The sequence below is a fragment of the Nocardia carnea genome, from assembly GCF_029869215.1.
Classification (GTDB): domain Bacteria; phylum Actinomycetota; class Actinomycetes; order Mycobacteriales; family Mycobacteriaceae; genus Nocardia; species Nocardia carnea_B.
Genome location: NZ_JARWPM010000393.1, coordinates 1 through 23,786, shown reverse-complemented (window position 1 = coordinate 23,786; position 23,786 = coordinate 1). Strand labels below are relative to the sequence as shown.

The window sequence follows — 23,786 nt, the reverse complement described above, 5'->3', positions numbered from 1 at the left end:
ACGAGGTCGATTTCCAAGTCGCCGGATAGTACGCGTTTCTGCCGGTACAGCCGCTGCTCGATGGATCGCTGGATGTAGGTGTCCGATACTCCGGTGATGCCTACGCGGGAGATGAGTGCTTCTGTGTAGCGGGGTGTTTGGAGCAGGCCGTAGACACCCCGAGGCTCGTGGGCCCTGATCGAGGTGGCCGACTGTTCCATACCCAGGTACGTCGAGACCCAATCGGGTGTCTCCGCCTCGATGGACGGAACGCTCGACAGCATCGCGGCGAGTTCATCGAGTGTGATTCCGAGCGCCTCGGCATAGCGGGGTCGTTGACCTGGTTGCGGGGTCGACTCATCGCGTTCCCACTTTCCCAAGGTCGTGCGGTCCACGCCGACGGCCTCGGCTACCTCTTCTTGAGTTCTCCCCATGGCTTTGCGAGCCTCGATGAGCCTCTGTCGTCGCATAGACGCATCATACGTTCATCTTGTGTGCCGTGGATTCCGTTGTTCGGCGAGATCAGCATTGGTGCATTCGAACGACAGAGTCTTTGGGAGTACACGATGAGTACGCTGGTACAACGGGTTCCGAAGTATGAGGATATCTCGCAAGGGTCCGCGAAGTCATTGCCCTTGTCAACGCTCGCTAAGTTCGCTGAGGTGCTCAGGAAGTGGTCATGCGACCCCATGTCGAACTCATCGCCAACCGTGGTCGACCTCGATTTGCGAGAGGCTGCCACGTCGGGTTCAGGCGGCGATACCAGACGCCATGCCGGTGGACGGTGCATTCGAACTAAAGGGGCCCGGCAGTGACGGGGCAACAAGGGGCCGAGAGGGCCGTGGCTGTGCTGCACAGTGGTCATGACCCCGGGGTATTCGAAGCGCTGGTGCGGCAGCACGGGCTTCGGGTTGTCCACACCGTGCACACCGATGCCCCTGCCCTACTTGCCGCGTTGATCGCCGTCCAGCACGCGCTCGAGCATATGGCCGACGTGGTCGTGATTCCGCATCTCGACGCGTTGGAGGTCGGCTCCCCGTGGTGGGTCGTGACCGAGATGGCGGATCTGCTCACCAGTAGTCAGAAGTATCCGCTGTGGTCGGTGTTTTCCTCGGAGTCCAGGCCGCAGCCGTGATCATGCTGGGGTTCGTAGTGGCGGTCGGCCTACCGATCGCGGTGTTGGTCCTGAGCATTCTGTGGCCGGAGCCGGGTGCCGAGGCCTCGGAGGAACGCGAAAACGTGCGGAAATCCTGAGATCGCGCCGGTGCCGAAGAAGTTGGCTTTCGAGTACGTTCGCGCGCCGCATCGTCGCGGACCGACCTTCGTGGGGATAGTTCGTTGACGCGCGGGAAAAACTACCTGATTACGGGCAAAGGGCGTACACGGCGGGCGTTGCGGAGTGAGTAGCGCCCGCCGAGGGCGGGCATTCGTTAACGGCGAATCGTCTCAGGCGAAGACCTGGTCGAGACTGGTGGCGGTGATCAGGCGGCGGAGCCAGGTGTGGACCTGGTCCGAGGTGGCCGCGCGAATCGTGTGGAGGGTGGCTTCGGGTACCGATCCGAACTTGACGGTCAGCAGCTCGATCAGGGTGCTGACACGCTCTTCAGCGCGGGCTTCGGCGCGAAGCCGCTCGGCGGTAGTCACGGCTGCCTCCTTGGCTCGGGGACCGAGTTGTTCGATCAGCGGGTCGAGATCGTGTTCGTCGGTCTCGCCGACTATGAGTATATAAGTCATCACGGCCTGTAGTTCAGCTGTCGCTTGCGGTCCATTTGCGAGTATGCGCAGGTCATCGAGCAGTTCCAGCAGATCCGTGCCGAGCTCCGCATTGTGCGGTGCGATCTTGTGCAGAGCGAGCATGACGCGGGTGGCCGGGGTGAGGTCGCGGTTACGCAATGCGGCTAGATCGATCGCGGCGATATCGTCCAGTACGAACCGGAAGCGGGGCAGATAGGGCTGCAACGCGTCGTGAGTGACGGGGTCGATATCGAATAGATCCGACATTTCGGTAGGCGCGTTCCATGCGTCGCCTCGGCTGTTGCTGTGTACGACCAGAGGAAGCACGGCGGGCAGTGTGCGGGCACGCGGGTAGTGGTTGCGGTGCTGGTTCCAAATGTTGACGAGATACTCGAGGATGCGTAGCGGCATGAACCGGTCACTGCGGCTCTGGTGTTCGATGAGCAGGTAGATGTAGGCGGGATGGCCGTCGAGGCGCGTTCGGTACAGCAGATCGCTGTAGCGCGAGCGTAATTCGGTGGAGACGAAGCTCCCAGGCTGGAGGTGTAGCTGCGCCCAGTCGATCCGCTCGGTGAGGGAATCCGGAAGTGCGGCACGCAATTCGCAGGCGGCATCGGCCGGCCGGGCAAGTACGTGCCGGAAGTACGCGTCGTGTGGATTCGACGGTGTGGCGGGCATGACTCGAAAGCTACACACGGGCTACGACTCCTGGACTCCGAAGGATGATGACCTGATGTCCAGCGGAGCGCGATCGGTACGAATGGCTTTTGAAGCGACGGTCGAAGGGCTCGCAGGGTTGCGGGTGCAGGCAGTCGACTATTGGGATGTGCACAACTATGGGTCCGAGCCGGCCCGGTGGGACTACGGCGATTGGCATCACGCCCCGATGGGGGTGCAACTGTCGACCGATGAGGGACCTCGTGTGATCACGTGGACGAATACCTTCCATCCCTACGGTGTCGAGGTATTCGATGATCCGATCGAGCGGCACCTGATTCTCGGAGAAGATGGCCCTGAACGTGTCGGACCGGTAGGGGCGTCGAGGTGGCAGCCGGTCCTCGGCAGGCCGATCGAGCGGGCAGTGGCGATGTGGGGAACCGTGGAGTCGGGCCCCGGCGTCGATCAGCGGGGCCGCGTGGTCGGCCTGCCTCGTACGGTCGAGGTGCCGGTGGGCTTGCGGCTGGACTTCGACTCGGCGGCGGTGTGGTTCGTTGCCGCGGTGCCCAAGTGGCCTTCGATGGAAGGGGTGCGCTACTTCGGTGACGAGATCATGGTGGTCTTCTCGGCCGACAAGATGAGGGCGATCGGCTGGACGGATCCGCTGGGCGAGCCGTAGCCCGGCCCCGGGACGGCGATCCGCTAGCCACGCACCGCCGTCACTGCTTCGTCGTAGAGATCGGCGAGATCGGCGGCGCCGTCCGAGGCGATCCATGCTTGCGAGGCCGTGTCCAGGCAGGCGAGTGCTGCCGCGACGATCGCGGTGGCGCGCAGCGTTGCCGACTCGGTGGGGCCGTCCATCCGGGTGGCCAGCAACGGTACGAACATCTCCTGCCAGCGCAGGCGCTTCTCGATCAGTCGCGCTCGCAGCGACGGGGTGGCGTAGAGCATCTTGCCCAGGGCGAGCTCGGCGTTTTTATCGGTGGCCAACGTTGCGTGGGCGGCGTGCAGGGCGGCCAGCAGGGCTTCCCAAGGGTTTTCGGCTGCGGGCCGGTTCGCCAGTTCGCCGGCGATCACCTCGCCGCGGGCGATGAGGCCGCCGAGGACGATGTCCTCTTTGGTGCCGAAGTAGCGGAAGAAGGTGCGCCGGGACACGCCGACCGTTTCCACGATGCGGTCGATCGGGGTCTCGTCGAAGCCGTCGGTCGAGAACATCTCGAGTGCGGTAGCGACGATTTCGCTCCGAACGGCCGCACGCTGGCGGTCCCACACGGTTTCCTTCGCCATGTTAGGACAATACCTCGTGCCTACCTGGCACATGGTGCCAATTTGTCCTAGAGTGGCAGCTATGACGAGGTCGTATTCCGATCAGACCGTGCTCATCACCGGCGCCAGCTCCGGAATCGGGCAGGAATTCGCGCGGGCGCTGGCCGCGCGCGGGGCGGCGGTGGTGCTGGTGGCCCGGCGCCGCGACCGGCTGGACGAACTCGCCGGGGAGCTGCGGTCCGCGCACGGGGTGCGGGCCGAGGTCATCGCCTACGATCTGGCGTCACCGACGGCCGGGCTCGACCTGCGCGCGGCCGTCGCGGAGCGGAAGATGCGCGTGACGAGCCTGATCAACAACGCGGGATTCGGCACGTTCGGCTCCTTCCGCGACGAGGATGCGGGCCGGCTCGCGCAGGAGATCGCGGTCGATGTCTCCGCCCCCGTGCAACTCACCTCGGCATTCCTGCCGGATCTGATCGCGGCGGGCAACGGCTTCCTGATCAATGTCGCGAGTATGGCGGCCTATGCGCCGACCCCGCGTATGGCGGTCTACGGCGCGTCGAAGGCGTTCGTACTGAATTTCACCGAGGCGTTGTGGTCGGAATTGCGTGACTCGGGTGTGACGGTTTTCGCGTTGTCGCCGGGCGCGACGGATACCGAGTTCAATGCGGTCGTCGGCACCGAGGACGCGACAGCGGGCGCGCGGATGCGCTCGGCGGCCGAGGTGGTGGCAACGGCGCTGGCTCATCTCGGCCGCCGGTCACCGGGGCCGAGTGTTATCGACGGGAGGACCAACCGGCTCGCGGCTGTGGCGATGCGGCTGGTGAGCAGGCGGGCCGCAGTCGTGCTGATGGACCGGATATCGGACCCGAGCCGACGGCGAGCCGACCGAGCATCCTCCGGGCGATGATTTCGCCGAGGCCCGGTCCGATGCGGCGGCCAAGGCCCCGATGGAAGGCAAGGCTGTGAGCGACTGGAAGAACGATCGCGTACGTTCGGCGATCGAAGGACGGAACCCGACGGTCTTCGCCGAACTCGGCGCCGCCTTCGCGGTACTGGGCGATACGCAGTTCCTACCGGGTTATGCGCTTGCTCTGACCAAGAAGCCCGGTGTCGATCGTCTCACCGACCTACCCAGGGCCGAACGTGTCCGGTTTCTCGCGGATGTCGATCTCATCGCGACCGCGGTCGAGTCGGTGTGTGCGGCACGGGATCCGCAATACCGGCGGACGAATGTGGAGATCCTGGGAAACACGCACCATTTTCTGCATGCCCACCTCTGGCCGCGCTACGAGTGGGAACCCGCGGATATCGTGGGTGTGCCGGTGTGGGCTTATCCGGCCGAACGGTGGAACGATCCCGAGACGCTGCTCGGTTCACGTCATGAAGAATTGCGATCTGCCCTGGCCGGGGAGGTTGCTCGACTGCGGAACGCACCCGATTTCCGCTTCGACGTCTAGCGGCCGGGGGTTTGCGAGGCAGTGGCGCAGCGGTGCACCGCTGAGCCACACGAGGCCGTTACCGGCACTCGGCCCGGGTCGAACGGGTCGCCCGGCGGGAACTACGCCTGAATAACCTCGACCCGCACCAGCGCGTTCAGCGAATCGCAGCTCGCCCAGGACTGATTCTGGCCGTACTGGATCGGCCCGTACTTCCAGTAGGTGAACGGAACGGGCCACGCGACACACGTGAGCTTCACCTGGTGCCAGGTCGGCAGCTCACAATTGGCCATCCCGCCGGTGTTGAAAATGTTGTAGACGTGACAGTTGGCCTGCCACACCGGGACGTCGGCCTGGGCCGTACCGGCACCGGCGAGCACGGTGGCCGCGGTGGCGGTCGCGACAGCGGCGCCGGCGGCGAGTCGTTTCACAGACAACATGGGAACCTCCTGAAATCGATGTTGTGTGGAACTCATCGCGCAGGCGCCGCGCTTGTTACTGAAACTGTTCGTGACGGGCATTGTGCGTCGGGTCCGACACCGGATGTTTGCGGCCGGCGAGCTCGAAGGCAACGTCGAGAATCATGTCCTCCTGGCCGCCGATCACACCGCGGCGGCCCAGCTCCAGCAGGATGTCGCGGGTGGGGACACCGAACTTCTTCGCTGCTCGCTTGGTCGGGTGGAAGAAGGTCGAGTAGACGCCCGCGTAGCCCAGGACCAGAGCGGTTTCGTCGATGATCTGGGGCTCCCGCATCAGCGGTGCCACCACGTTTTCGGCGGTGTCGATCAGGGGGAACAGGTCGACGCCGGTATCCCATCCGGCCCGCTCGAACGCCGCGGCGAGCACCTCGGTCTGCGCGTTGCCGGCGCTCGCGCCGAGGCCGCGCAGGGATCCGTCGATGAATGTGGCGCCGTTCTCGGCGGCGGCGAGGGCATTGGCTATGCCGACACCGAGGTTGTTGTGCGCGTGGAAACCGATATCCGCGGCGATCGCCCGGCGCAGGGCCGCGACCCGATCCGCCGCGTGCTGTGGCACCATCGCGCCTGCCGAGTCCACGACGTAGACGACATCCGCACCGTAGGAGTCGAGTAACGCTGCCTGCTCGGCGAGCGGGTCGGGGTCGAGTTTATGGCTCATCATCAGGAAGGTCATCACGGTCAGACCGTGGTCCTTCGCCCAGTGGATCGGTTGCTGCGCACAGTCGGCTTCGGTGCAGTGCACCGCGACCCGGACCGTGGTGATACCGGCCTCGACTGCCGCCCGCAGTTCTGCGAGTGTGGCGATTCCGGGTACGTACAAGGCTGCGATATCGGCATTGTCGACCGCGCCGACTGCGGCTCGGATGTATTCGGTATCGGTGGCCGCCGCGAAACCGTACTGAATGGACGAGGCGCCCAGTCCGATACCGTGCGCGACCTCGATGGTGGCGACACCGGCGCGGTCGAGCCCGCGGGCGATATCGGCGACGTCGCGGGGAGTGAACTGATGCGAAACCGACGACATACCGTCCCGCAGCGTGGTGTCGACGATGGTGACCTGCTTGGTCGCGCGGGTGTTCACTGTGCCGCTCCCGGGGTGAGGTTCTGCTGGGCCATGACGTCGGCGACCTGCGCCGCGGCTGCGGTGATGATGTCCAGATTTCCGGCGTAGGCCGGGAGGAAATCGCCGGCGCCGGCCACCTCGAGCATCACTGTCACCAGATCACCGTCGACATCGACCAGTCGCAGCGAGTATCCCGGGACGTACTGCTGGACCTTCGCGACCATGTCCACGACTGCGCGTTCGATGGTGTCGGCGTCCGGGTGGCGGACTCTGGCATATACCGTGTCGCGCATGTTCATCGGCGGTTCGGCCGGGTTGATCACCGAGATCGCCTTCGCGCTGTCGGCACCGGCGACCCGGACCAGTGCTCTGCCGGTCTTCTCGCTGAACTCGCTGAGGTTCTGGCGGGTACCGGGGCCGGCGCTGCGTGCGGCGATGGCGGCGACGATCTCCCCGTAGGAGGCGTCGGCGACCTCGTTGATCGCATACAGGATCGGGATGGTCGCCTGGCCGGCGCAACTGATCATGTTCACATTCGGCGCCGACTGGTGCTCCTCGAGATTCACCGCCGGAACGACGTAGGGGCCTATCGACGCGGGGGTCAGGTCGATGGCGGTGATGCCGGCCTCCGCGTAGCGGGGTGCCGCGGCGGCGTGGACCTGCGCCGAGGTGGCTTCGAAAACGATATCGGGAAGCTCGGGCCGCGACAGTAGCCAATCGATACCACCGGCCGAGGTTTCGAGTCCCGCTCGGTGTGCGCGCGCCAGTCCCTCGCTCGCCGGATCGATTCCCACCATGAACCGGGTTTCGATGTGGTCGGATCGCTGCAGTTTGTACATCAGATCGGTGCCGATGTTCCCGGAGCCTACGATGGCGGCGGTTTTGCGGATCTTGGGAGTGCCTGTCACACCCGATAGCGAACCACCGGAGAGCCGGCGATCGCAGCGATGATCGGAATAGCCGGACAGTGCCGGCGCAATAGCGGTCCTCGATCGATTTCGCCGGATGCGGACCCGGCGCGGACTGTGGTGACGATGGTCATCCGGGCCGATCATCGGTACATATCGATCGCGATACCAGGGCCCTGTCCTCAGAATGCACGGGACCCGACCGGGTCCGGGACCGAGAGGAGAGTGGAGCAGTGACCTTCACTGCCGACATCGGAGCGGCGCGTATCCAGCAGATCACCGAGCTTGCGCGCTGGCCGTTCGCGGTCCGGGATCTGTTCCCGGCTGCCGACGAGCGCGCCGAGAGCACCGCGGCGGCCTTACCGCCGCAGTTCGTGGATCCCGAGACCGGGGAGTTGATTCTGGCGATCCACAGCTATGTGATCGATATCGGCGAGACGACGCTCGTGGTCGACACCGGTAACGGCAACCACAAGCAGCGGCCGAATCTGCTTCCGCACCATATGTTCGATACCGACTGGGAGACCCGGTTCGCCGCGACCGGGCATTCGCCCGCCGATGTGGATCTGGTGGTGAGCACCCATCTGCACCCGGACCACTGCGGCTGGAACACGCGGCTCGTCGACGGGGTGTGGGTGCCGACCTTCGAACGCGCCACCTACCTCTTCGGTGCGATCGAGTTGGCCGCATTACAGGCGCTGGCGGCCGGCCCCTCACCGGGCCCCGCCGAATCCGACCTGGTGCGCGCATATCACGACAGCGTCCGTCCGGTTCTGGAGCAGGCTGCGTGGACCACCGTCGGTGACGGGCACATCCTCGCCGAGGCCGGCGACACGAGCGTCGTGCTCAGATCGGGACCCGGTCACACCGCCGGGCACCAGATCGTCGAGGTTCGTTCTCCCGGCCGCAGTGCCGTCATCTGCGGGGATGTGGTGCACCACCCGATCCAGTTCTGCTGCGCACATCTCGTCCAGGGCGGCGACGCGGATCCGCCGGCGGCCCGGCGGACCCGGGACGACCTCCTCGAGCGCTGTGCCCGGGAAGGCCTGCTGTTGATGCCCGCGCATTTTCCGATCGACGAGCCGGTGGTCGTATCGCTGGATGCCACCGGCCGGCCGTCGGCACCGGCCCTGCTCATCTGATAGGCCGGACCATATTCCGATGATCGGGACTTTACGATTGGGAAACCGGGAGCGCGGCGCGCATCGTTTCCGTGGCGCGCATCACAGTGGATGCGCTGGAAGTGATGAGGTGGAACATGCGCCAGGAGATTATTCCGGAGGAAGCCCGGGACCCGGTGGGTGCCCGGACGATCCGTAAGGTGATGTTGCGGTTCATGCCGATCGTCGGATTGGCCTACATCGTCTTGTACCTGGACCGGCTGAATATCGGCGTCGCCGGCCTGACGATGAACAAGGAACTCGGCATCTCCGCATCGATGTTCGGTTTCGCGGCCGGCATCTATTTCTGGAGCTACACGATCTGCGAGCCGCCCAGCAATTACATCCTCACCAAGGTGGGGGCGCGGCGGTGGATCACCCGGATCATGATCACCTGGGGCATCGTCACCATCGCGACGGGTTTTGTGCAGGGGTCGACGACGCTGGTCGTGTGCCGGTTCCTGCTCGGCATCGCGGAGGCGGGCTTTTCGCCCGGCATGCTCTACTTCGTGTCGCGCTGGTTCCCGAACCAGGATCGCGGGCGTTCGATGTCGTGGATCGTCACGTTCATCTGTCTGTCCGGGCTGGGTACGCCGATCACCACGCACCTGCTGGAAATGGACGGATTCCTCGGGTTGTCGGGCTGGCGATGGGTTTTCATCCTCACCGGAATTCCGGCGGTGATCATGGCCTTCGTGTGCTTCCGGGTGCTGCGTGACACGCCTGCCGAGGCGGAGTTCCTCACCGACGAAGAGCGTGGCTGGCTCACGAAAAAGCTGGACGAGGAGGCGGCCGAGACCGAGTCGGCGGCCGGCTCGCACAACTTCTGGCAGGGCCTCGTGCATCCGCGGGTGCTGGTGCTGGTTGCGGTGTTCATCTGTTTCACCTTCAGCCTGAACGGTTTCCAGATCTGGATGCCGCAGATCTACCAGCAGTTCGGCATGACCAACACCCAGATCGGCTGGGTGGCCGCGCTGCCGGCGCTCCTGGCGATCGGCCCGATGCTCTGGTGGACCCGCCACAGTGATCGCCGCGGCGAACGGCCGGTGCATTTCGCGATCGCGGCCGGTGTGGCGGCGTTCGGCTTCGCTCTCGCCGCGGTGTTCTTCGCGACGCCGGTCGTCGCGATCATCGGCTTCTGCGTGGCCGGTATCGGTCTCTACAGCTCGATGGGAATTTTCATGACCATGCCGTCGAGTTTCCTCACCGGGGTGGCCCTGGCCGCCGGATTCGGAGTGATCAACGGAATGGGCAATCTCGGCGGCTATTTCGGCCCCCAGATCACCGGTTGGATCAAAGATACGACGGGCAGTTTCACACCGGCGATCTGTGTCTACGCGATTGTTCTGGCGCTCGCCGCGGTAATCGTCCTCGCCCTGAAATTCGCGACGCGAAGTGTTCGCACCGCTGGGGGCGATGCCGCCGTGATCGCCGCGGCCGGGCATCCCTGACGCCGGCGAACCGGTCGGCGGAATGTCCCGTTGATCGGTACCGGTGCGTTCTTCTCGGCCTGGCCGGCCGACATCATCGACACCACTTACACACCGCGTGCGTTCGGCGGTGTTCGACCTTCGAGGTGAGCATGAGCAGGTATTTCGGCCCGTTGCGACAGCTGGGCTATGTAGTGGCAGATATCGGCGGTGCGATGCGGCACTGGATCGATGCGGCGGGCGTGGGACCGTTCTTCTACATCGACGATCAACCGCTGCACGGGTTCCGGTTTCGCGGCCGGCCGGCGGCGCCGCGATTCAGTGTCGCCCTCGCGCAGAGTGGGGACACCCAGATCGAACTGATCCAGCAGCGCAACGACGAACCATCCGCTTTCAAGGAATTCACCGACCGCGGCCTCGCGGGGCTGCAGCACGTTGCCTACTGGACCACGGACTTCGACCGCCTCCGCGCGGCCGCGCGCGGACGCGGGGCAACCGAACTGCAGAGCGGTGTGTCCGGCAGCGGTGCCCCCGACGAACGGTTCGTCTACTTCGAGGAGGGCCCCTTCCCGGGAACGGTCCTGGAACTTTCCGAGATCAGTGGCCGCAAAGGCGAGCTTTTTCGTGCGGTCGCGGCCGCCGCGGCCGGCTGGGACGGCCGTGATCCGGTACGCGATATGCGAACGGTGCTCGGCTCGTGACCGCGCGGGTGGCCGTCGTCACCGGCGGCGCATCCGGGATCGGGCGCGCTACCTGCGACCGGTTCACCGATCTCGGATGGCAAGTGGTCGTGGCCGACCGTATCCCGCTCGGGTCCCGACCGCGGGACGCCCGGGACGCGGTGCTCGATGTGCAGGCCGATATCACCGATGAGGGTGATATCGCGCGGCTCGTCGCGGCCACGGCCGAGCGGTTCGGGCGGGTCGACGCCGTCGTGACCAGCGCCGGCATCGCCCGGAACGCCCCGGTCCGGGAGACCACGCCGGAGACCTTCCGGCACACGCTCGAGGTCAACCTGGTCGCCACCTTCACCGTGGTGCGTGCCTTCCTCGACCTGCTCGCCGCCGACGGCGGTGGTTCGGTGGTGACCGTCTCCTCGGTTTCCGGACTGCGGGGCAGCCAGGATCGCGCGGCGTACTCGGCATCGAAGGGCGGTGTGGTAGCGCTGACCGGCCAGCTCGCCTTCGAACTGGCCGAGGAGGGAATCCGGGTCAATTGCGTCGCGCCGGGGTCGACGCTGACTCCGCTCGCCCGCAGCGCGCAGGGCCGGGGCGCGAAAGAAGAAATTCTGAAAGCCATTCCGCTGCGCCGCTATGCCGAACCGGCAGAGATCGCCGAAGTCATCACCTTTCTGGCCGGGCCGAGAGCCGGATTCGTCACGGGTCAGACCTGGACGGTCGACGGTGGCCAGTCGATCGGCGCCGGCTGGCGGCTACCGAAGGGGGGCCACAGTGAGTAACTCGTCGAAACCGCTCGTCATCGGCGTGCACGTCAACGAGGGCACCATGCGCGAACCGAATCCGCACATTCCGTGGACGCCCGACGAGATCGCCGTGACAGCGGCCGCGAGCCGCGCGGCCGGAGCGTCGCTCATGCATTTCCACGGCCGGACACCGGACGGCGGGATGGACCATTCGGCGCGAACCTACGGTGAGATCATCGAGAAGGTCCGGGCCGAGAGCGACCTGCTGCTCGCACCCGCACCCGCCAACGTCCCGGGATGGTCGGTGGCCGAGCGGCTGTCCAACCTCGCGCCGAATCAGCACCGTGCCGAGACGCGGGCGGATTTCCTGATCATCGAGATGGGCCTCGCCGCGATGGATCTGATCGACCCCGGGTCGGGCGGTTTCGTCACCGACGACCGGGTTTTCCTCAACAACACCCGCATCCAGGCCGAACTCCTCGACCGGGCAGACGAACTCGGGATGACGCCCTACCTGGCATCGTTCAACGTCAGCTGGACGCGTGCGATCATCGCGCATGCCAGGTCGCGGCCGCTGCCGGCACCCCTGGCCGTAGCGTTCATCCTCGGCGGCGCCGAGTTCCCCGCGGCACATCCGGCCACCGCGGCGGGTATACGGGCGCAACTGGATTTGCTGCCCGAGGATCTTCCGATCGAGTGGATCGTCTCCGCATACCGCGGCAACGTGCTCGAAGCCGCGGAAGAAGCCATCCGCCGCGGTGGTCATGTCGCGATCGGTGCCGGTGACCACCACTACGGCGAGCTCGGTTACCCGTCCACTCCCGAACTGGTGGGCCGCGTGGCCGAGCTGGCGCGTCGTCACGGCCGAGAGCCCGCGACCCCGGACCAGGCCCGGAGACTGCTGGGAGTACGCGCATGAGGGCCGTCGAAGTGGCGGGAACCGAGCCGGAAATCGTGTATCGGGCGCCCGGGGGACGGGTCTGGGTCACGGATTCGATCGCATTCGCCGGACCGCGCCAGCGCGGCGACATCCTGGTCACCGGATCACACGGCGGTACCAGCGCGGGCGAGTACGCCGCCTCGTTCGCAGTCGCGATGGTGGTGTGCAACGACGCGGGTATCGGAAAGAACCGAGCCGGCATCGCCGGTCTCGCCGCGGTGGCCGGGCAGGACATCGCCGGGATCGCGGTGTCACACGACAGCGCGCGGATCGGTGACGGCACCGACGTATGGGAAAACGGCGTCGTCAGTTACGCCAACGATATTGCGCGCCGGGACGGTGTCCGGGTCGGTGCGCCGCTGCGCGAGCAGATCCTCGTGCTGCTCGAAAGGAGGCGAACGTAGTGTTCCGCAGCATCATCGGCGCGGAGAACGGCAGGCAGATCGTCGTCATGGACAGTATGTCCCAGGTGGAGACGGGTGATACCGGCCGAATCCTGGTCGCGGCATCGAACGGCGGGCAGGAATCGGGCCGGCTCGCGATCGAGATCGCGCCCGCGCTCGCGGTGTTCAACGATGCCGGTATCGGCAAGGACGACGCCGGCATCGCCGGTGTCGTCGCGATGGGGCAGGCCGGAGTCCCGGGGGCGGCCGTCGGCCACGAATCCGCCGAGATCAGCAACGGGATGGACATGTGGCAACACGGCATCCTCTCCTATGTCAACGGTCCGGCCCGAGCGGCCGGACTGCGGGTCGGCGAAACCGTCCACGCCGCAGTCCGCGCATTCGCGCGACGGCTTGCGCCGATACCGCACGACCCGCCCGGGGAACACGCATGAGCGGCCGGCATTTCGTCAACACGCCCGAGGACGTCACCCGGGAAGCGCTCGAGGGCCTGCAGTTGCTGTACCCGGAGACGATCATCTGCCACCGCGACCCGGCCTACATCGTGCGTGCGGGTCGACCTCGGCCCAAGGTGGCGCTGATATCGGGCGGCGGCGCCGGACACGAGCCGCTGCATGCCCAGTTCGTCGGTAACGGCATGCTCGACGCGGCGGTACCCGGGGCGGTCTTCTCCAGCCCCACCGCGCTGCAGGTGCGTGCCGCGGTCGAGGCCGTCGACAGCGGTCACGGCGCACTGCTGATCGTGAAGAACTACACCGGTGACCTGCTGAACTTCTCGATCGCGGCGGAGCTGCTCACCGAGTCCGCCGCCACCGAGATCGTAGTGGTCGACGACGATCTCGCCACCGACGGCGATACAGACGACGGGCCGGGCCGGCGAGGTACCGCGGCGGTGCTCGCGGTGGAGAAGATCTGCGGCGCCGCCGCCGAACGCGGCTGGGTGCTGGCCGATATCGCGGATCTGGGGCGCCGGGTGGTGGCAGCATCGGCCACGCTCGGGATCGCGCTGCGCGCGGGCACCGCGCCTGGGCATGCCCGGCCGTCGTTCGATCTGGCCGCCGGCGAGATCGAATTCGGGGTCGGCATACACGGTGAGCGTGGTCGCGGTACCCGCCCGGCGGGCCCCGTCGGTGTCCTCGTCGATGAAATCGTCGACCACCTGGCCGGCAGCGGCCGGGTGGCTCCCGGCGACGATGTGATCGCGATCGTCAACGGACTCGGTGCCACCCACGGACTGGAACTTGCCATCACCACAAGAGAACTCGTCCGGGCCCTCGGCGAGCGGGGTATCGGGTGTGCCCGCCTGCTCGCCGGCTCGTTCGTCACATCGTTCGACATGCACGGGTTGTCGATCACCCTCGTGCGCGCCACGGACGAGTTCATCGACCTGTGGAACGACCCGGTCAGTACACCGGCACTTCGGTGGTGACCGCTGTCGTGCAGAGAATTTCGGAGGATTGATGACCACGCTGCAACTCGACGAGACGCGTCGCTGGATCACGCGGTTCGCCGCCGAGGTCGAACGACAGGTCGACGCACTCACCGATCTGGATCGCCTGATAGGCGACGGCGATTTCGGCCTCAACCTGCGTTCGGCGGTGCGCGCCACGCTGACCGGGATCGCCGACCACCCCCCGGCTCGGCCCGGTGACGTGTTCACCCGGCTGTCGGATGCCTTTCTCGGCACCGGCGGCACCAGCGGTCCTCTCCTGGGATTGTGGTTCGGCCGGATCGCCGATATCCGCGGCGACGAGGTCGGTGCCGGGGAATTCGCCGCTGCGGTCGAGACCGCGACCCGGGCCGTGCAACGGCTCGGAAAGGCGGAGGTGGGACACAAGACAATGGTCGACGCGATGGTGCCGGCGGCCGATGCGCTGCGTGCGGCCGCGGTCACGGACGACATCACCACGGCGTTGGCCGCCGCCCGCGATGCCGCTGTCGTCGGTGCCGAAGCGACCCGCGCGCTGCTCGCGCGCCGCGGCCGCGCCAGCTACGTCGGCGACCATGCCCGCGGGGTCGTGGACCCGGGGGCCCGTGCGATCGCGATGTTCTTCACGGCCGCGGTACCGGCGGAGGTGACCGCGTGACCACATTGCAGGACAAGGTGATCGTCACGGTGGCCCCCACCGGCGGCTTCCTCACGAGGGCCGACCACCCGTACGTTCCCACCCAGCCGGAGGAGATCGCCGCGGACGTCGCGCGGTGCCACTCGGCCGGAGCATCGATGGCGGCACTGCACGCGCGCCGCCCCGACGATGAGGCGACCTGCGACGCGGCGATCTACCGGCGCATCAACGAACTCGTCCGGGCACGCTGCGACATCGTGGTCAACAACTCCACCGGTGGAGGCGTCAACGGGGACATGGTGCGGGTCCGCGCGGACGGAACCCGGGTCGTGGACTGGTCCGCGCGACTCGACGGGCTGGGCGGCGGCGCGGATACCTGCACCCTCGACGCGATCACTGCCTACGTCTCGTCACCGTACGGCGAAATATTGATGGACACGCCCCCGAGCCGGGCCGCCGAACTCGCCGCCGCGATGCGGGCACGCGGTATCAAACCGGAATGGGAGGCATTCGGTCCCGCTCACCTACTGCAGGAGATCACGACCCTCACGGCCGGTGAACCCGGCCCGCACCTGGTGAACATGGTCCTCGGCCTCGACCGCACCTTCCAGAACGCCCTCCCGTACACCCCCGTGATCTTGCAGCAGATGGTCGATGTCCTGCCCCCGGACGTGGTGTTCTCGGTGAGTATCAGCGGAAGCGAGCAGATGCGTGGCCTCACCCACGCACTTCTGCTGGGTGGACATGTGCGTGTCGGCATCGAGGACAATCCGTGCCTGGTCCCCGGGGAACCGGCCGAGAACGTGCGGTTGGTCGAGCACATCGTCGGTATCGTCGAACGGCTCGGACTGACGCCCGCGAGCCCGGACGAGACCCGGCAGATCCTCGGACTCGAAGGAGCCTCCGATGAACGCTGAGCGCCCGTTGCGGTCCCAGGAGTGGTTCGCCGGAAACGATCTCAATGCCTTCATTCACCGGTCCTGGATGAAGAACCAGGGAATTCCGGACCGGATGTTCGACGGCCGCCCGGTGATCGGGATCTGCAACACCTGGTCGGAACTGACCCCGTGCAACGCGCACTTCCGGGATCTGGCCGAGCAGGTGCGCCTCGGCGTCATCGAGGCGGGCGGCTTTCCCGTGGAGTTTCCGGTGACCTCGCTCGGTGAGACGATCATCCGGCCGACCACGATGCTCTACCGCAACCTGGTGAGCATGGACGTCGAGGAGTCCCTCCGAGCCAATCCGATCGACGGAGTCGTCCTGCTCTGTGGCTGCGACAAGACCACGCCGGCGCTGCTGATGGGTGCCGCGAGCTGCGACCTTCCGACGATAGTGGTGTCGGGAGGACCGATGCTGAGCGGCAGGCACGAGGGTCGCACCATCGGTTCGGGCACATCGGTCTTCGCGATGAGCGAGGCGGTGCGCGCCGGAACGATGAGCGAATGTGCCTTCCGTGCCGCGGAATCGGCCACGTCACGGTCACCCGGTCATTGCAACACCATGGGCACCGCGTCGACGATGGCCTCGCTCGCGGAAGCCCTCGGGCTGGCCCTGCCCGGCAATGCCGCTATTCCCGCGGTCGACTCGCGCCGGCGAGCCCACGCTCGTGACAGCGGTGTGCGGATCGTCGAGATGGTCTCCGAAGATCTCCGGATGTCTACCGTGGTCACCCGCGAATCGCTGGAGAACGCGATCCGTGTCAATGCCGCGATCGGCGGGTCCACCAATGCGGTGGTGCACCTGCTGGCACTCGCGGGTCGCCTCGAACTGCCGTTGGTGCTGGCGGATTTCGCCGAGCACTCGCGCAACATTCCGCTCTTGGTCAACCTCATGCCCTCGGGCAGGTATCTGATGGAGGACTTCTACTACGCCGGGGGACTCCCCGCCGTTCTCGCCGAACTCGGCGACCTGCTGCACACCGATGTGCGCACAGTGACCGGCCGGACACTCGGCGAGAATGTGGCCTCCGCTCCCATCTGGAACGACGATGTCATCCGCCGGCGCGACAACCCGCTCCAGGAGGACGCCGGGACAACCGTGCTCACCGGAAATCTCGCGCCGAACGGGGCAGTGGTCAAGACATCGGCGGCATCGCGGCACCTGTTGCGGCATACGGGCCGTGCCGTGGTGTTCCACGGGATGGACGATTTCCAGGCCCGGATCGATTCCCCGGATCTCGAGATCGAGCCCGATGATGTTCTCGTGCTCACCGGGGCCGGGCCGATCGGTGCCCCCGGTATGCCGGAGGTGGGGAACCTCCCCCTGCCGCGTCGTCTGCTCGCCCGCGGCGTCACCGATATGGTGCGGATCTCCGACGCCCGGATGAGCGGCACCGCCTACGGAACCGTCGTCCTGCACATCGCCCCCGAGGCGGCTGCCGGGGGACCGCTGGCGCTGGTTCGCGACGGGGATCGCATCGAACTCGACATCCCGGGCTCGGCCTTGCGGCTGCACGTCGACCCCGGCGAACTGGACCGTCGCCGGGCGGCGCTGCCCCCGGCCGCCGAGGCACCCGCGGGCGGTTACCGCCGGCTCTTCGTCGACCACGTTCTCCAAGCCGATCGCGGAGTCGACTTCGATTTTCTCGTCGGCAAACGCGGTACCACCGTGCTCGGCGACAACCATTGAACGCCGGCCTACGAAAAGGAGTAGGGAGTGAACGAACGCGTCACAGTGGTCACCGGAGCCGGCTCCGGATTGGGTCGTGCCATGGCTCGCGCACTGCTCGCGGCCGGGCATCATGTCGTGCTCGCCGGGCGTGGTCGCGCACCACTGGAGGAGACGGCGGATGGCCACGAACGCGGCGTCGTGGTCCCGGCCGATGTCTCGTCGGCCGAATCGGTGCGAGAACTGTTCGCACAGGTAGCTCGCGATTTCGGGCGGATCGATGTGCTGGTCAACAACGCCGGCACCTTCGGCCCGGCCGGCAGCATCGACGAGATCGCCGTGGCGGACTGGGAGCGGACCGTCGCGGCCAACCTCACCGGAACGTTCCTGTGCGCCCGGGAAGCGATGCGGATGATGAAAACACAATCGCCCCGAGGTGGCCGGATCATCAACAACGGCTCGCTGTCGGCGCACACACCGCGGCCCGCCAGCGTCGCATATACGGCCACCAAGCACGGGGTAACGGGTCTGACCAAGTCGATCGCGCTGGACGGCCGGGAGCACGACATCTGCTGCACCCAGATCGATATCGGAAACGCGGCCACCGCCATGACCGAGGGGCTCGAGGTATCGGCGTTGCAGCCCGACGGCAGCCGCCGCGCCGAACCGACCTTCGACCCCGCCCATGTGGCCGACGCGGTTGTCCGGCTGGCCGAACTCCCCCTCGACGTCACCGTGCCGTTCTTGACGATCATGGCCAGCCGGATGCCGTTCGCCGGCCGGGGCTGAGGCGGCGCACGGCCCGCTGCACCGTCAGTGACGCTGCAGTACGGGACGGACGACGGACTGCGCCCGGGACAGGTCGCGGGAGATCGCCACGGCGGTCGTGCGCACCGCCGCGTCGATCCGGGTGAGGTTGATCCGGCCGGCCAGCCCCGAGGAGGAGACCGCCCCGAGGACGATGTCGCCGGGTCCGAAGATCGGTGCGGCGACACCCACGATGCCGCGGATCGCCTCCTGCCGGTCGAAGGCGGCACCGCGCCGGCGGACGTGTTCGAGTTCGCGCTCCAGCGCGCCGAAATCGGTAATGGTGTTGTCGGTGTAGCGCTTCAGCGTCTCGGGCCGTTGCGTCAGCGCGCCGTCGGAGTACGCCAGAATCGCTTTTCCCGAACAGCTCGCGTGGGCGGGCCACCGGCCGCCGATCTGCTGTGGCAGCCGGGGTCCGTCGTCGTCACGGAAAACATCGAGGTAGACGACATCGAACCCGTCCAGCACGCACAGTCCGACGTTATGTCTCGTCGCCTCCTTCAAGGCCGAGAGGTGCCGCCGGGCGGCCTCGCGCAGGCTGCGCTGGCGGGGAACCGATTCGCCGATCTCGAACAGCAGCAGGCCGAGCCGGTAGTTCTTGCCGTCCCGTTCGAGCAGGCCGACGCGTACGAGATCGTCGAGCATCCGGTGCACCGTCGTCTTCGCCATCCCGGTGCGCCGGACCAGTGCCGCGGCACTGAGAACGCCCGGACTGTCGCGGAACGTCTTCAGGATTTCGGTGGTACGGCCGATCGCGGAGATCTCACCCTCGGACCGATGAACGGGACTCATACGCATCATTCTGGCGAATCTCGCACAGTGCTGTCGAAGCTCTTCCGGAGCCGTACGGCCGGGGCAATCGCGGATCGCGGTGCTCGTACTGCCCTGACTCGGCAGACCGGGCGACAGTACCCGCGATCTGGTTCCCTGCTGCGATGACGGCGTTCTTGAACTCCGTTCGCGCCGGTCCGAAACGCCCGGCCGGAGCGGTGATGCTCACCGCCGCGATCACGGCACCCATCTCGTCGCGGATCGGCGCCGCCGCACAGTGCACATCGGGAACCGCCTCGCCGGAGTCGAAGGCGAACCCGGCGCGCCGGACGGATCGGAGTTCGGTGATCAGGGCAGCCGGATCGGTGATGGTCGACGCGGTCAGCCGGCGCAGCGGTCTACCGGCGACGGTACGCTGCAGCTCCGCCGTACAGTGCGCGAGCAGCACCTTGCCGACCGCACTGCAATGCGGTTCGAGGGCAGTGCCGACCCGGGCCCCCGAGACCGTCACCATATTCCGGCCGATCACCTTGTCCACGTAGAGAACCCGGGAACGCTCCAGTACCGCCAGATGGGTAGTCTCGCCGTACCTGTGCGCGAGGTCCTGCATAACCGGCATCGCGCACGACCGGATATCCACGCTCGCACCCAGTGTCCGGTTCAGCTCCACGATCCGCCAGCCGAGGCGGTATCGCCCGCGGGCCCGGCATTGGAGCAGCCCCGTATCGGCCAGCGCCGACAACAAGGCGTGCACGCTCGAGCGCGGAGCGCCGATGGCTGCCGCCACCTCGGCTGGGCGCCATTCCGGGCGTGCCGTGGTGAAGAGATCCAGGATCGGGCCGATCTTCTGGACTGTTTGCAGTGGCGCCACAGTACCCATCCCTTCCCGGCCGCGCTTCGTCGTGCGACCGCGCCGGCCGAGTATCTCGCTCGGGGTACAGCACGGGCGAGAGCGTTGTGCCGGTGATCGGCACATTGCGTGAGGAAATACCGGCCTACGTGGTCGAGCGATCAGGCCTTCGGCGATCGTGGCCGCCGCCAGGCCTCGTCGAGTACCTATGGTCGGGCGGCTCTCATCTGGCCGCTCAACCCTCCGTCTACGCCGCGGCCTCCGGCGACGAGCGGCGCTGAGCCGACCGCGGACCGTCCCATACCGCATGGATACCATTCGGCCCCTTGCCCCGGTCGATCGCGAGGATCAAGGCGGCACAACCGATTCCGGACAACACCAGACTCGATCCGAACAACGCCGGGTAACCGAGGAGTTCACCGACTGTGCCTGCCGCGAACCCGGCGAGACCCTGGACTGTCACCACCGCGCACGCCAGCAGCGTGTAGTCGCTACCCGCGTGGTCGGGGTCGGAGGCGTCCATCATGAGAGTGAACACCGCGACGGTGGCGGCACCGCCCAGAACGTGTTCGGCCAGGCTCGCGGTGACGATCAACCCGAAGCCGCCGGTGCCGAAGGCGGCGAGCAGGTACAGAGCCAGGCTCGCGGTCTGGGTGACGCCGCCGATCAGCAGGGCGCGGCGGCGGCCGTAGCGGAAGCACAGCCAGCCGCCCAGGCCGGCGCCCGCCAGCGCACCCGCCGAGGACAGGGCGCCTTTTACGAGCGCGATCTGGCCGAGGGTGAGACCGGCATCGGACATGAACGGCCCGACCATGGCCGATCCCATCGAATCCCCGAACTTGAAACCGCCGATGAGCAGGATGAAACTGAGCATCCCCGGGCGTCGCAACCGTTTCCACCAACCGGTCGTCAACGCCACCGGGCGTGGCCGCGGCGTAGCGTCGTCGCGGCCGGCGGTGCGCGGTAACCACCAGACCGGGACAGTGGTCAGCAGCAGCAGGATCGCCATCGCGGCGAACAGGCTCCGCCAGCCCGCGAGCGCGAACAACCAGAGCAGCGCCCCGCCGCCGACGATCATGCCGATCCGGTAGGCGCCGACCTGGATACCGTTGCCCAGGCCGCGTTCGCGCGGACCCAGCAGTTGGACGGCGAGCCCGTCCGTGGCGACATCCTGGGTCGCGGATACTGCGTTCACCAGGGCGATGCCGAGCAGCAGCCAGCGCAGCGACGACGAAAGGTCCAGGCAGGCGAGTCCGAGCGCGACGGCGGCGCTGGTGAGCTGGAGCGAGAGCAGCCACTGCCGGCGGGTGCCGTAGTGGTCGACGTAGGGCGCCCACAGGAATTTCAACGCCCACGGTGCGAACAGGACGCCGGTGGCGCTGATCTCGATCAACGAGAAACCGGATTCGCGGAGTACGACCGGCAGGGCCTGGGTGAAGAATCCGTACGGCAAGCCCTGGGCGAAGTAGAGGGCGGCCAGGAGAACCAGCGCCCCGGCGGAGATCGTGCCGGGCCGGGCTGTGGTTCGCATGCGGTCATCCTGGCAGATCCCCGGAACGAGGTGCCGAATCGAGCGCGCAATACAGTCAAAAAACGCCCGGAAAAGATAGTTTGCAACGGAACTATCATGGTGGCATGACCGCGATGGCTACCGGACGCACCGAACCCGACCTGTCGTTCCTGCTCGACCGCACCAGCCATGTGCTGCGCACCCAGATGGCGGCGGCGCTGGCAGAGATCGGCCTGACCGCCCGGATGCACTGTGTGCTGGTCCATGCGCTGGAGGAAGAGCGGACCCAGGCACAGCTCGCCGAAATCGGCGATATGGACAAGACCACGATGGTGGTCACGGTCGATGCGCTGGAGAAGGCCGGGTGGGCGCAGCGGCGGCCCTCGTCCACCGACCGGCGCGCGCGGATCATCGCCGTCACCGAGGAGGGGCGCGAGGTTGCCGCGCGGAGTCAGCGGATCGTCGACGGTGTGCATCGCGCCGCGCTCGAATCCCTGCCCGATGCCGAGCGTGAATCACTACTGCGTGCGCTGCGACTGCTCGTCGAGGGGCATCTCGCCGAAGTGGCGGAGACCCCGGCGGTGGCCAGGCGCGCCCGCCAGTAGTCAATTTATAGATTGTCTGTAACGGAACTATCTATTACAGTCTCTTCTGTTGGTTCGAGCAGGAGAGTGCCATGACCTACCCCAAACGTCTCGCGTTGGCCGTACTGTCGGCCGCGACGCTGATGACGATCCTCGACGGCAGCATCGTCACCGTCGCGCTGCCGGAGATCGAACGAGAACTCGGTTTCACGCCGGCCGGGTCGAGCTGGATCGTCAACGCCTATCTCATCGCCTTCGGCGGGCTGCTGTTGCTGGGTGGCCGGCTCGGCGATCTCGTGGGCCGCCGGACCGTATTCCTGGCGGGCAACGCGATATTCGCCGCCGCGTCGCTTTTCGCCGGGGCCGCAACCACTTCCGGTCAACTGATCGTGGCGCGCTTCCTGCAGGGCGTGGGTAGTGCCTTCGCCTCGGCCGTCGCACTCGGCATCCTGATCACGCTGTTCACCGAGCGCCGGGAGCGGACGGTCGCCATCGGGGTTTTCAGCTTCACCGGGGCGGCCGGTGCCGCGCTCGGCCAGGTGCTGGGCGGGGTGCTCACCGACGGGCTCGGCTGGCACTGGATCTTCCTCATCAACGTGCCGATCGGCGTGGTGACGATCGCCGCGGCGGTCCGGGCGCTGCCCGCGGACCGGGGTGCCGGCCGGCGCGCGTCCGCCGATCTGCCGGGTGCCGTGCTGGTCACCGCGGGCCTGATGCTGGGGATATACACAATTGTCGAGGTCGAGAAGTACGGCTGGACCGCGGGACGCACGCTCGGGTTCGGTATCGTCTCGCTGACTCTGCTGGCGGCGTTCGTGGCACGGCAGGCGACCGCCCGGGAACCGCTCATGCCGTTGCGGATCTTCCGGTCGCGCAATGTCACCGGGGCCAACCTCACGCAAATGCTGGCGCTCTCCGCGATGTTCGCCTTCCAGGTGCTCGTGGCTCTCTATATGCAGCGCGTCCTCGGTTACGGGGCACTCGAAACCGGGTTGGCGATGCTGCCCGCGGCGGTCGCGATCGGGGGAGTGTCGTTGTTCGTCTCCCCGCGGCTCAATGCCCGTTTCGGCGAGCGCGGCGTGCTGATCGCCGGCCTGACGATCGTCGCGGCGGGAATGCTCTGGCTCACCCGGTTGCCGGTGCAGGCGGCCTATGTCACCGATCTGCTTCCGGTGATGGTGCTGGTGGCCGGGTTCGGGCTGATCATGCCCGCGCTGACGGCGCTGGCGATGTCGGGTGCCGAGGACGAGGATGCGGGGCTGGCCTCCGGGCTGTTCAACACCACCCAGCAGATCGGTATGGCGTTCGGGGTCGCGGTGCTGTCCACCCTGGCTGCGGCACGGACCGGCACCCTGCTCGGTGCGGGCGCCGGCGACGCGGATGCGCTGACCGCCGGCTACCGGCTGGCCTTCGCCGTCGCCGCGGGACTACTGGTCTCCGCGCTGACTGTGGCGGTTGCCGTGCTGCGCCCGGCCCCGCCCGCGCCGCTGCGGGAAGCCGAACTCGCGGGGGCGGGCCGCCCGGGGGGGGGGGCGGGGGGGGCCGCCGGGCCGGGCCCGCCCCGGGGGGGGGCCCCCCCCGGGGGGGGGCCGGCCCGGGCGGGCGCCCCGGCCCCCCGCCGGGGCGGCCCGCCCCCGCGAGTTCGGCTTCCCGCAGCGGCGCGGGCGGGGCCGGGCGCAGCACGGCAACCGCCACAGTCAGCGCGGAGA

Annotated in this window: 28 protein-coding genes; 19 read left to right on the top strand and 9 right to left on the bottom strand. The window is 67.2% G+C overall.

The genetic code is table 11. From position 1 onward, the window contains the following. A partial coding sequence (locus QH276_RS28575; RefSeq protein WP_280406955.1) for a Scr1 family TA system antitoxin-like transcriptional regulator occupies nt 1-449 on the bottom strand: 449 nt, incomplete at its 3' end. 371 nt (nt 450-820) lie between these two features. Between QH276_RS28575 and QH276_RS28570 the strand changes: the two genes are divergently transcribed. Both QH276_RS28570 and QH276_RS28565 read left to right on the top strand, forming a co-directional pair. Further along, nucleotides 821-1,114 carry a hypothetical protein gene (locus QH276_RS28570; protein WP_280399050.1) on the top strand — a complete coding sequence of 98 codons (294 nt, stop codon included), beginning with the start codon at nt 821-823 and terminating at the stop codon, nt 1,112-1,114. Beyond that, a complete protein-coding gene (locus QH276_RS28565; RefSeq protein WP_280399049.1) occupies nt 1,075-1,233 on the top strand; it encodes a hypothetical protein in 159 nt (52 codons plus the stop codon). The genes QH276_RS28570 and QH276_RS28565 overlap by 40 nt, the downstream gene beginning before the upstream one ends. A 192-nt stretch (nt 1,234-1,425) precedes the next feature. Here the strand turns inward: QH276_RS28565 and QH276_RS28560 are convergent, their stop codons facing one another. Next, the gene (locus tag QH276_RS28560; RefSeq protein WP_280399048.1) at nt 1,426-2,391 is read right to left on the bottom strand and encodes an Rpn family recombination-promoting nuclease/putative transposase; all 966 of its coding nucleotides are present in this window, start codon (nt 2,389-2,391) and stop codon (nt 1,426-1,428) included. 82 nt (nt 2,392-2,473) lie between these two features. Between QH276_RS28560 and QH276_RS28555 the strand changes: the two genes are divergently transcribed. Beyond that, the gene (locus QH276_RS28555; RefSeq protein WP_280399047.1) at nt 2,474-3,049 is read left to right on the top strand and encodes a hypothetical protein; all 576 of its coding nucleotides are present in this window, start codon (nt 2,474-2,476) and stop codon (nt 3,047-3,049) included. A gap of 23 nt (nt 3,050-3,072) precedes the next feature. Here the strand turns inward: QH276_RS28555 and QH276_RS28550 are convergent, their stop codons facing one another. Further along, complete coding sequence (locus QH276_RS28550) at nt 3,073-3,657, bottom strand: TetR/AcrR family transcriptional regulator (protein ID WP_280399046.1); 585 nt, start codon at nt 3,655-3,657, stop codon at nt 3,073-3,075. A 61-nt stretch (nt 3,658-3,718) separates the two neighbouring features. Between QH276_RS28550 and QH276_RS28545 the strand changes: the two genes are divergently transcribed. After that, a complete protein-coding gene (locus QH276_RS28545) occupies nt 3,719-4,546 on the top strand; it encodes an SDR family NAD(P)-dependent oxidoreductase (protein ID WP_280399045.1) in 828 nt (275 codons plus the stop codon). 55 nt (nt 4,547-4,601) lie between these two features. Continuing rightward, nucleotides 4,602-5,096, top strand: a complete 495-nt coding sequence (locus QH276_RS28540) for an HIT family protein (RefSeq protein WP_280399044.1) — start codon at nt 4,602-4,604, stop codon at nt 5,094-5,096. A 101-nt stretch (nt 5,097-5,197) separates the two neighbouring features. Here the strand turns inward: QH276_RS28540 and QH276_RS28535 are convergent, their stop codons facing one another. Genes QH276_RS28535 through QH276_RS28525 form a run of 3 tightly spaced genes read right to left on the bottom strand, consistent with a single transcriptional unit; the run spans nt 5,198 to nt 7,525 of the window. Beyond that, on the bottom strand, nt 5,198-5,515 hold the full coding sequence (locus tag QH276_RS28535) for a hypothetical protein (protein ID WP_280399043.1): 318 nt from the start codon (nt 5,513-5,515) through the stop codon (nt 5,198-5,200). A 55-nt stretch (nt 5,516-5,570) separates the two neighbouring features. Next, nucleotides 5,571-6,635 (bottom strand): 4-hydroxy-2-oxovalerate aldolase, encoded by a 1,065-nt coding sequence (dmpG, locus tag QH276_RS28530; protein ID WP_280399042.1) that lies wholly within the window; start codon nt 6,633-6,635, stop codon nt 5,571-5,573. After that, nucleotides 6,632-7,525 carry an acetaldehyde dehydrogenase (acetylating) gene (locus QH276_RS28525; RefSeq protein ID WP_280399041.1) on the bottom strand — a complete coding sequence of 298 codons (894 nt, stop codon included), beginning with the start codon at nt 7,523-7,525 and terminating at the stop codon, nt 6,632-6,634. The genes dmpG and QH276_RS28525 overlap by 4 nt, the downstream gene beginning before the upstream one ends. Before the next feature lie 233 nt (nt 7,526-7,758). Between QH276_RS28525 and QH276_RS28520 the strand changes: the two genes are divergently transcribed. The 12 genes from QH276_RS28520 (at nt 7,759) to QH276_RS28465 (ending at nt 18,344) form a co-directional block, all read left to right on the top strand. Then, on the top strand, nt 7,759-8,667 hold the full coding sequence (locus tag QH276_RS28520) for an MBL fold metallo-hydrolase (RefSeq protein WP_280399040.1): 909 nt from the start codon (nt 7,759-7,761) through the stop codon (nt 8,665-8,667). Nucleotides 8,668-8,738: 71 nt separating this feature from the next. Further along, nucleotides 8,739-10,136, top strand: a complete 1,398-nt coding sequence (locus QH276_RS28515; protein ID WP_280399039.1) for an MFS transporter — start codon at nt 8,739-8,741, stop codon at nt 10,134-10,136. 131 nt (nt 10,137-10,267) lie between these two features. After that, on the top strand, nt 10,268-10,816 hold the full coding sequence (locus QH276_RS28510; RefSeq protein ID WP_280399038.1) for a VOC family protein: 549 nt from the start codon (nt 10,268-10,270) through the stop codon (nt 10,814-10,816). Beyond that, nucleotides 10,813-11,574, top strand: a complete 762-nt coding sequence (locus QH276_RS28505) for an SDR family NAD(P)-dependent oxidoreductase (RefSeq protein WP_280399037.1) — start codon at nt 10,813-10,815, stop codon at nt 11,572-11,574. Before QH276_RS28510 ends, QH276_RS28505 begins: the two co-directional genes overlap by 4 nt. Beyond that, nucleotides 11,567-12,457, top strand: coding sequence for a 3-keto-5-aminohexanoate cleavage protein (locus QH276_RS28500; protein ID WP_280399036.1), 891 nt, complete (start codon nt 11,567-11,569; stop codon nt 12,455-12,457). The genes QH276_RS28505 and QH276_RS28500 overlap by 8 nt, the downstream gene beginning before the upstream one ends. After that, nucleotides 12,454-12,882, top strand: coding sequence for a hypothetical protein (locus tag QH276_RS28495; RefSeq protein WP_280399035.1), 429 nt, complete (start codon nt 12,454-12,456; stop codon nt 12,880-12,882). Before QH276_RS28500 ends, QH276_RS28495 begins: the two co-directional genes overlap by 4 nt. Continuing rightward, nucleotides 12,882-13,316: a hypothetical protein gene (locus tag QH276_RS28490; RefSeq protein ID WP_280399034.1), complete on the top strand. Its 435-nt coding sequence runs from the start codon at nt 12,882-12,884 to the stop codon at nt 13,314-13,316. The genes QH276_RS28495 and QH276_RS28490 overlap by 1 nt, the downstream gene beginning before the upstream one ends. Next, a complete protein-coding gene (locus tag QH276_RS28485) occupies nt 13,313-14,311 on the top strand; it encodes a dihydroxyacetone kinase subunit DhaK (protein ID WP_280399033.1) in 999 nt (332 codons plus the stop codon). Before QH276_RS28490 ends, QH276_RS28485 begins: the two co-directional genes overlap by 4 nt. 31 nt (nt 14,312-14,342) lie before the next feature. Then, nucleotides 14,343-14,969 (top strand): dihydroxyacetone kinase subunit DhaL, encoded by a 627-nt coding sequence (dhaL, locus tag QH276_RS28480; RefSeq protein WP_280399032.1) that lies wholly within the window; start codon nt 14,343-14,345, stop codon nt 14,967-14,969. Then, nucleotides 14,966-15,865: a 3-keto-5-aminohexanoate cleavage protein gene (locus QH276_RS28475; protein ID WP_280399031.1), complete on the top strand. Its 900-nt coding sequence runs from the start codon at nt 14,966-14,968 to the stop codon at nt 15,863-15,865. Before dhaL ends, QH276_RS28475 begins: the two co-directional genes overlap by 4 nt. Then, complete coding sequence (locus tag QH276_RS28470; RefSeq protein WP_280399030.1) at nt 15,855-17,576, top strand: IlvD/Edd family dehydratase; 1,722 nt, start codon at nt 15,855-15,857, stop codon at nt 17,574-17,576. The genes QH276_RS28475 and QH276_RS28470 overlap by 11 nt, the downstream gene beginning before the upstream one ends. Nucleotides 17,577-17,603: 27 nt before the next feature. Then, nucleotides 17,604-18,344, top strand: a complete 741-nt coding sequence (locus tag QH276_RS28465; RefSeq protein WP_280399029.1) for an SDR family oxidoreductase — start codon at nt 17,604-17,606, stop codon at nt 18,342-18,344. Nucleotides 18,345-18,368: 24 nt separating this feature from the next. Here the strand turns inward: QH276_RS28465 and QH276_RS28460 are convergent, their stop codons facing one another. The 3 genes from QH276_RS28460 to QH276_RS28450 form a co-directional block, all read right to left on the bottom strand. Beyond that, a complete protein-coding gene (locus tag QH276_RS28460; protein WP_280399028.1) occupies nt 18,369-19,154 on the bottom strand; it encodes an IclR family transcriptional regulator in 786 nt (261 codons plus the stop codon). After that, entirely contained in the window at nt 19,126-20,004 is an 879-nt protein-coding gene (locus tag QH276_RS28455) for an IclR family transcriptional regulator (RefSeq protein WP_280399027.1), read from the bottom strand. Before QH276_RS28455 ends, QH276_RS28460 begins: the two co-directional genes overlap by 29 nt. A 226-nt stretch (nt 20,005-20,230) precedes the next feature. Beyond that, a complete protein-coding gene (locus QH276_RS28450) occupies nt 20,231-21,514 on the bottom strand; it encodes an MFS transporter (RefSeq protein WP_280399026.1) in 1,284 nt (427 codons plus the stop codon). Nucleotides 21,515-21,618: 104 nt separating this feature from the next. On the opposite strand from QH276_RS28450, the gene QH276_RS28445 reads away from it, so the two are divergent. Then, nucleotides 21,619-22,098, top strand: coding sequence for a MarR family winged helix-turn-helix transcriptional regulator (locus QH276_RS28445; protein ID WP_280399025.1), 480 nt, complete (start codon nt 21,619-21,621; stop codon nt 22,096-22,098). A gap of 71 nt (nt 22,099-22,169) precedes the next feature. Continuing rightward, nucleotides 22,170-23,786 (top strand): DHA2 family efflux MFS transporter permease subunit (locus QH276_RS28440; RefSeq protein ID WP_280406954.1); only part of this gene is annotated, 1,617 nt, incomplete at its 3' end.

Coding starts and splice junctions, on each gene's coding strand:
- QH276_RS28545 (WP_280399045.1), top strand. CDS start 3,719: ATGACGAGGTCGTATTCCGATCAGACCGTGCTCATCACCGGCGCCAGC.
- QH276_RS28550 (WP_280399046.1), bottom strand. CDS start 3,657: ATGGCGAAGGAAACCGTGTGGGACCGCCAGCGTGCGGCCGTTCGGAGC.
- QH276_RS28560 (WP_280399048.1), bottom strand. CDS start 2,391: ATGCCCGCCACACCGTCGAATCCACACGACGCGTACTTCCGGCACGTA.
- QH276_RS28445 (WP_280399025.1), top strand. CDS start 21,619: ATGACCGCGATGGCTACCGGACGCACCGAACCCGACCTGTCGTTCCTG.
- QH276_RS28460 (WP_280399028.1), bottom strand. CDS start 19,154: ATGAGTCCCGTTCATCGGTCCGAGGGTGAGATCTCCGCGATCGGCCGT.
- QH276_RS28450 (WP_280399026.1), bottom strand. CDS start 21,514: ATGCGAACCACAGCCCGGCCCGGCACGATCTCCGCCGGGGCGCTGGTT.
- QH276_RS28495 (WP_280399035.1), top strand. CDS start 12,454: ATGAGGGCCGTCGAAGTGGCGGGAACCGAGCCGGAAATCGTGTATCGG.
- QH276_RS28485 (WP_280399033.1), top strand. CDS start 13,313: ATGAGCGGCCGGCATTTCGTCAACACGCCCGAGGACGTCACCCGGGAA.
- QH276_RS28470 (WP_280399030.1), top strand. CDS start 15,855: ATGAACGCTGAGCGCCCGTTGCGGTCCCAGGAGTGGTTCGCCGGAAAC.
- QH276_RS28555 (WP_280399047.1), top strand. CDS start 2,474: ATGGCTTTTGAAGCGACGGTCGAAGGGCTCGCAGGGTTGCGGGTGCAG.
- QH276_RS28535 (WP_280399043.1), bottom strand. CDS start 5,515: ATGTTGTCTGTGAAACGACTCGCCGCCGGCGCCGCTGTCGCGACCGCC.
- dhaL (WP_280399032.1), top strand. CDS start 14,343: ATGACCACGCTGCAACTCGACGAGACGCGTCGCTGGATCACGCGGTTC.
- QH276_RS28510 (WP_280399038.1), top strand. CDS start 10,268: ATGAGCAGGTATTTCGGCCCGTTGCGACAGCTGGGCTATGTAGTGGCA.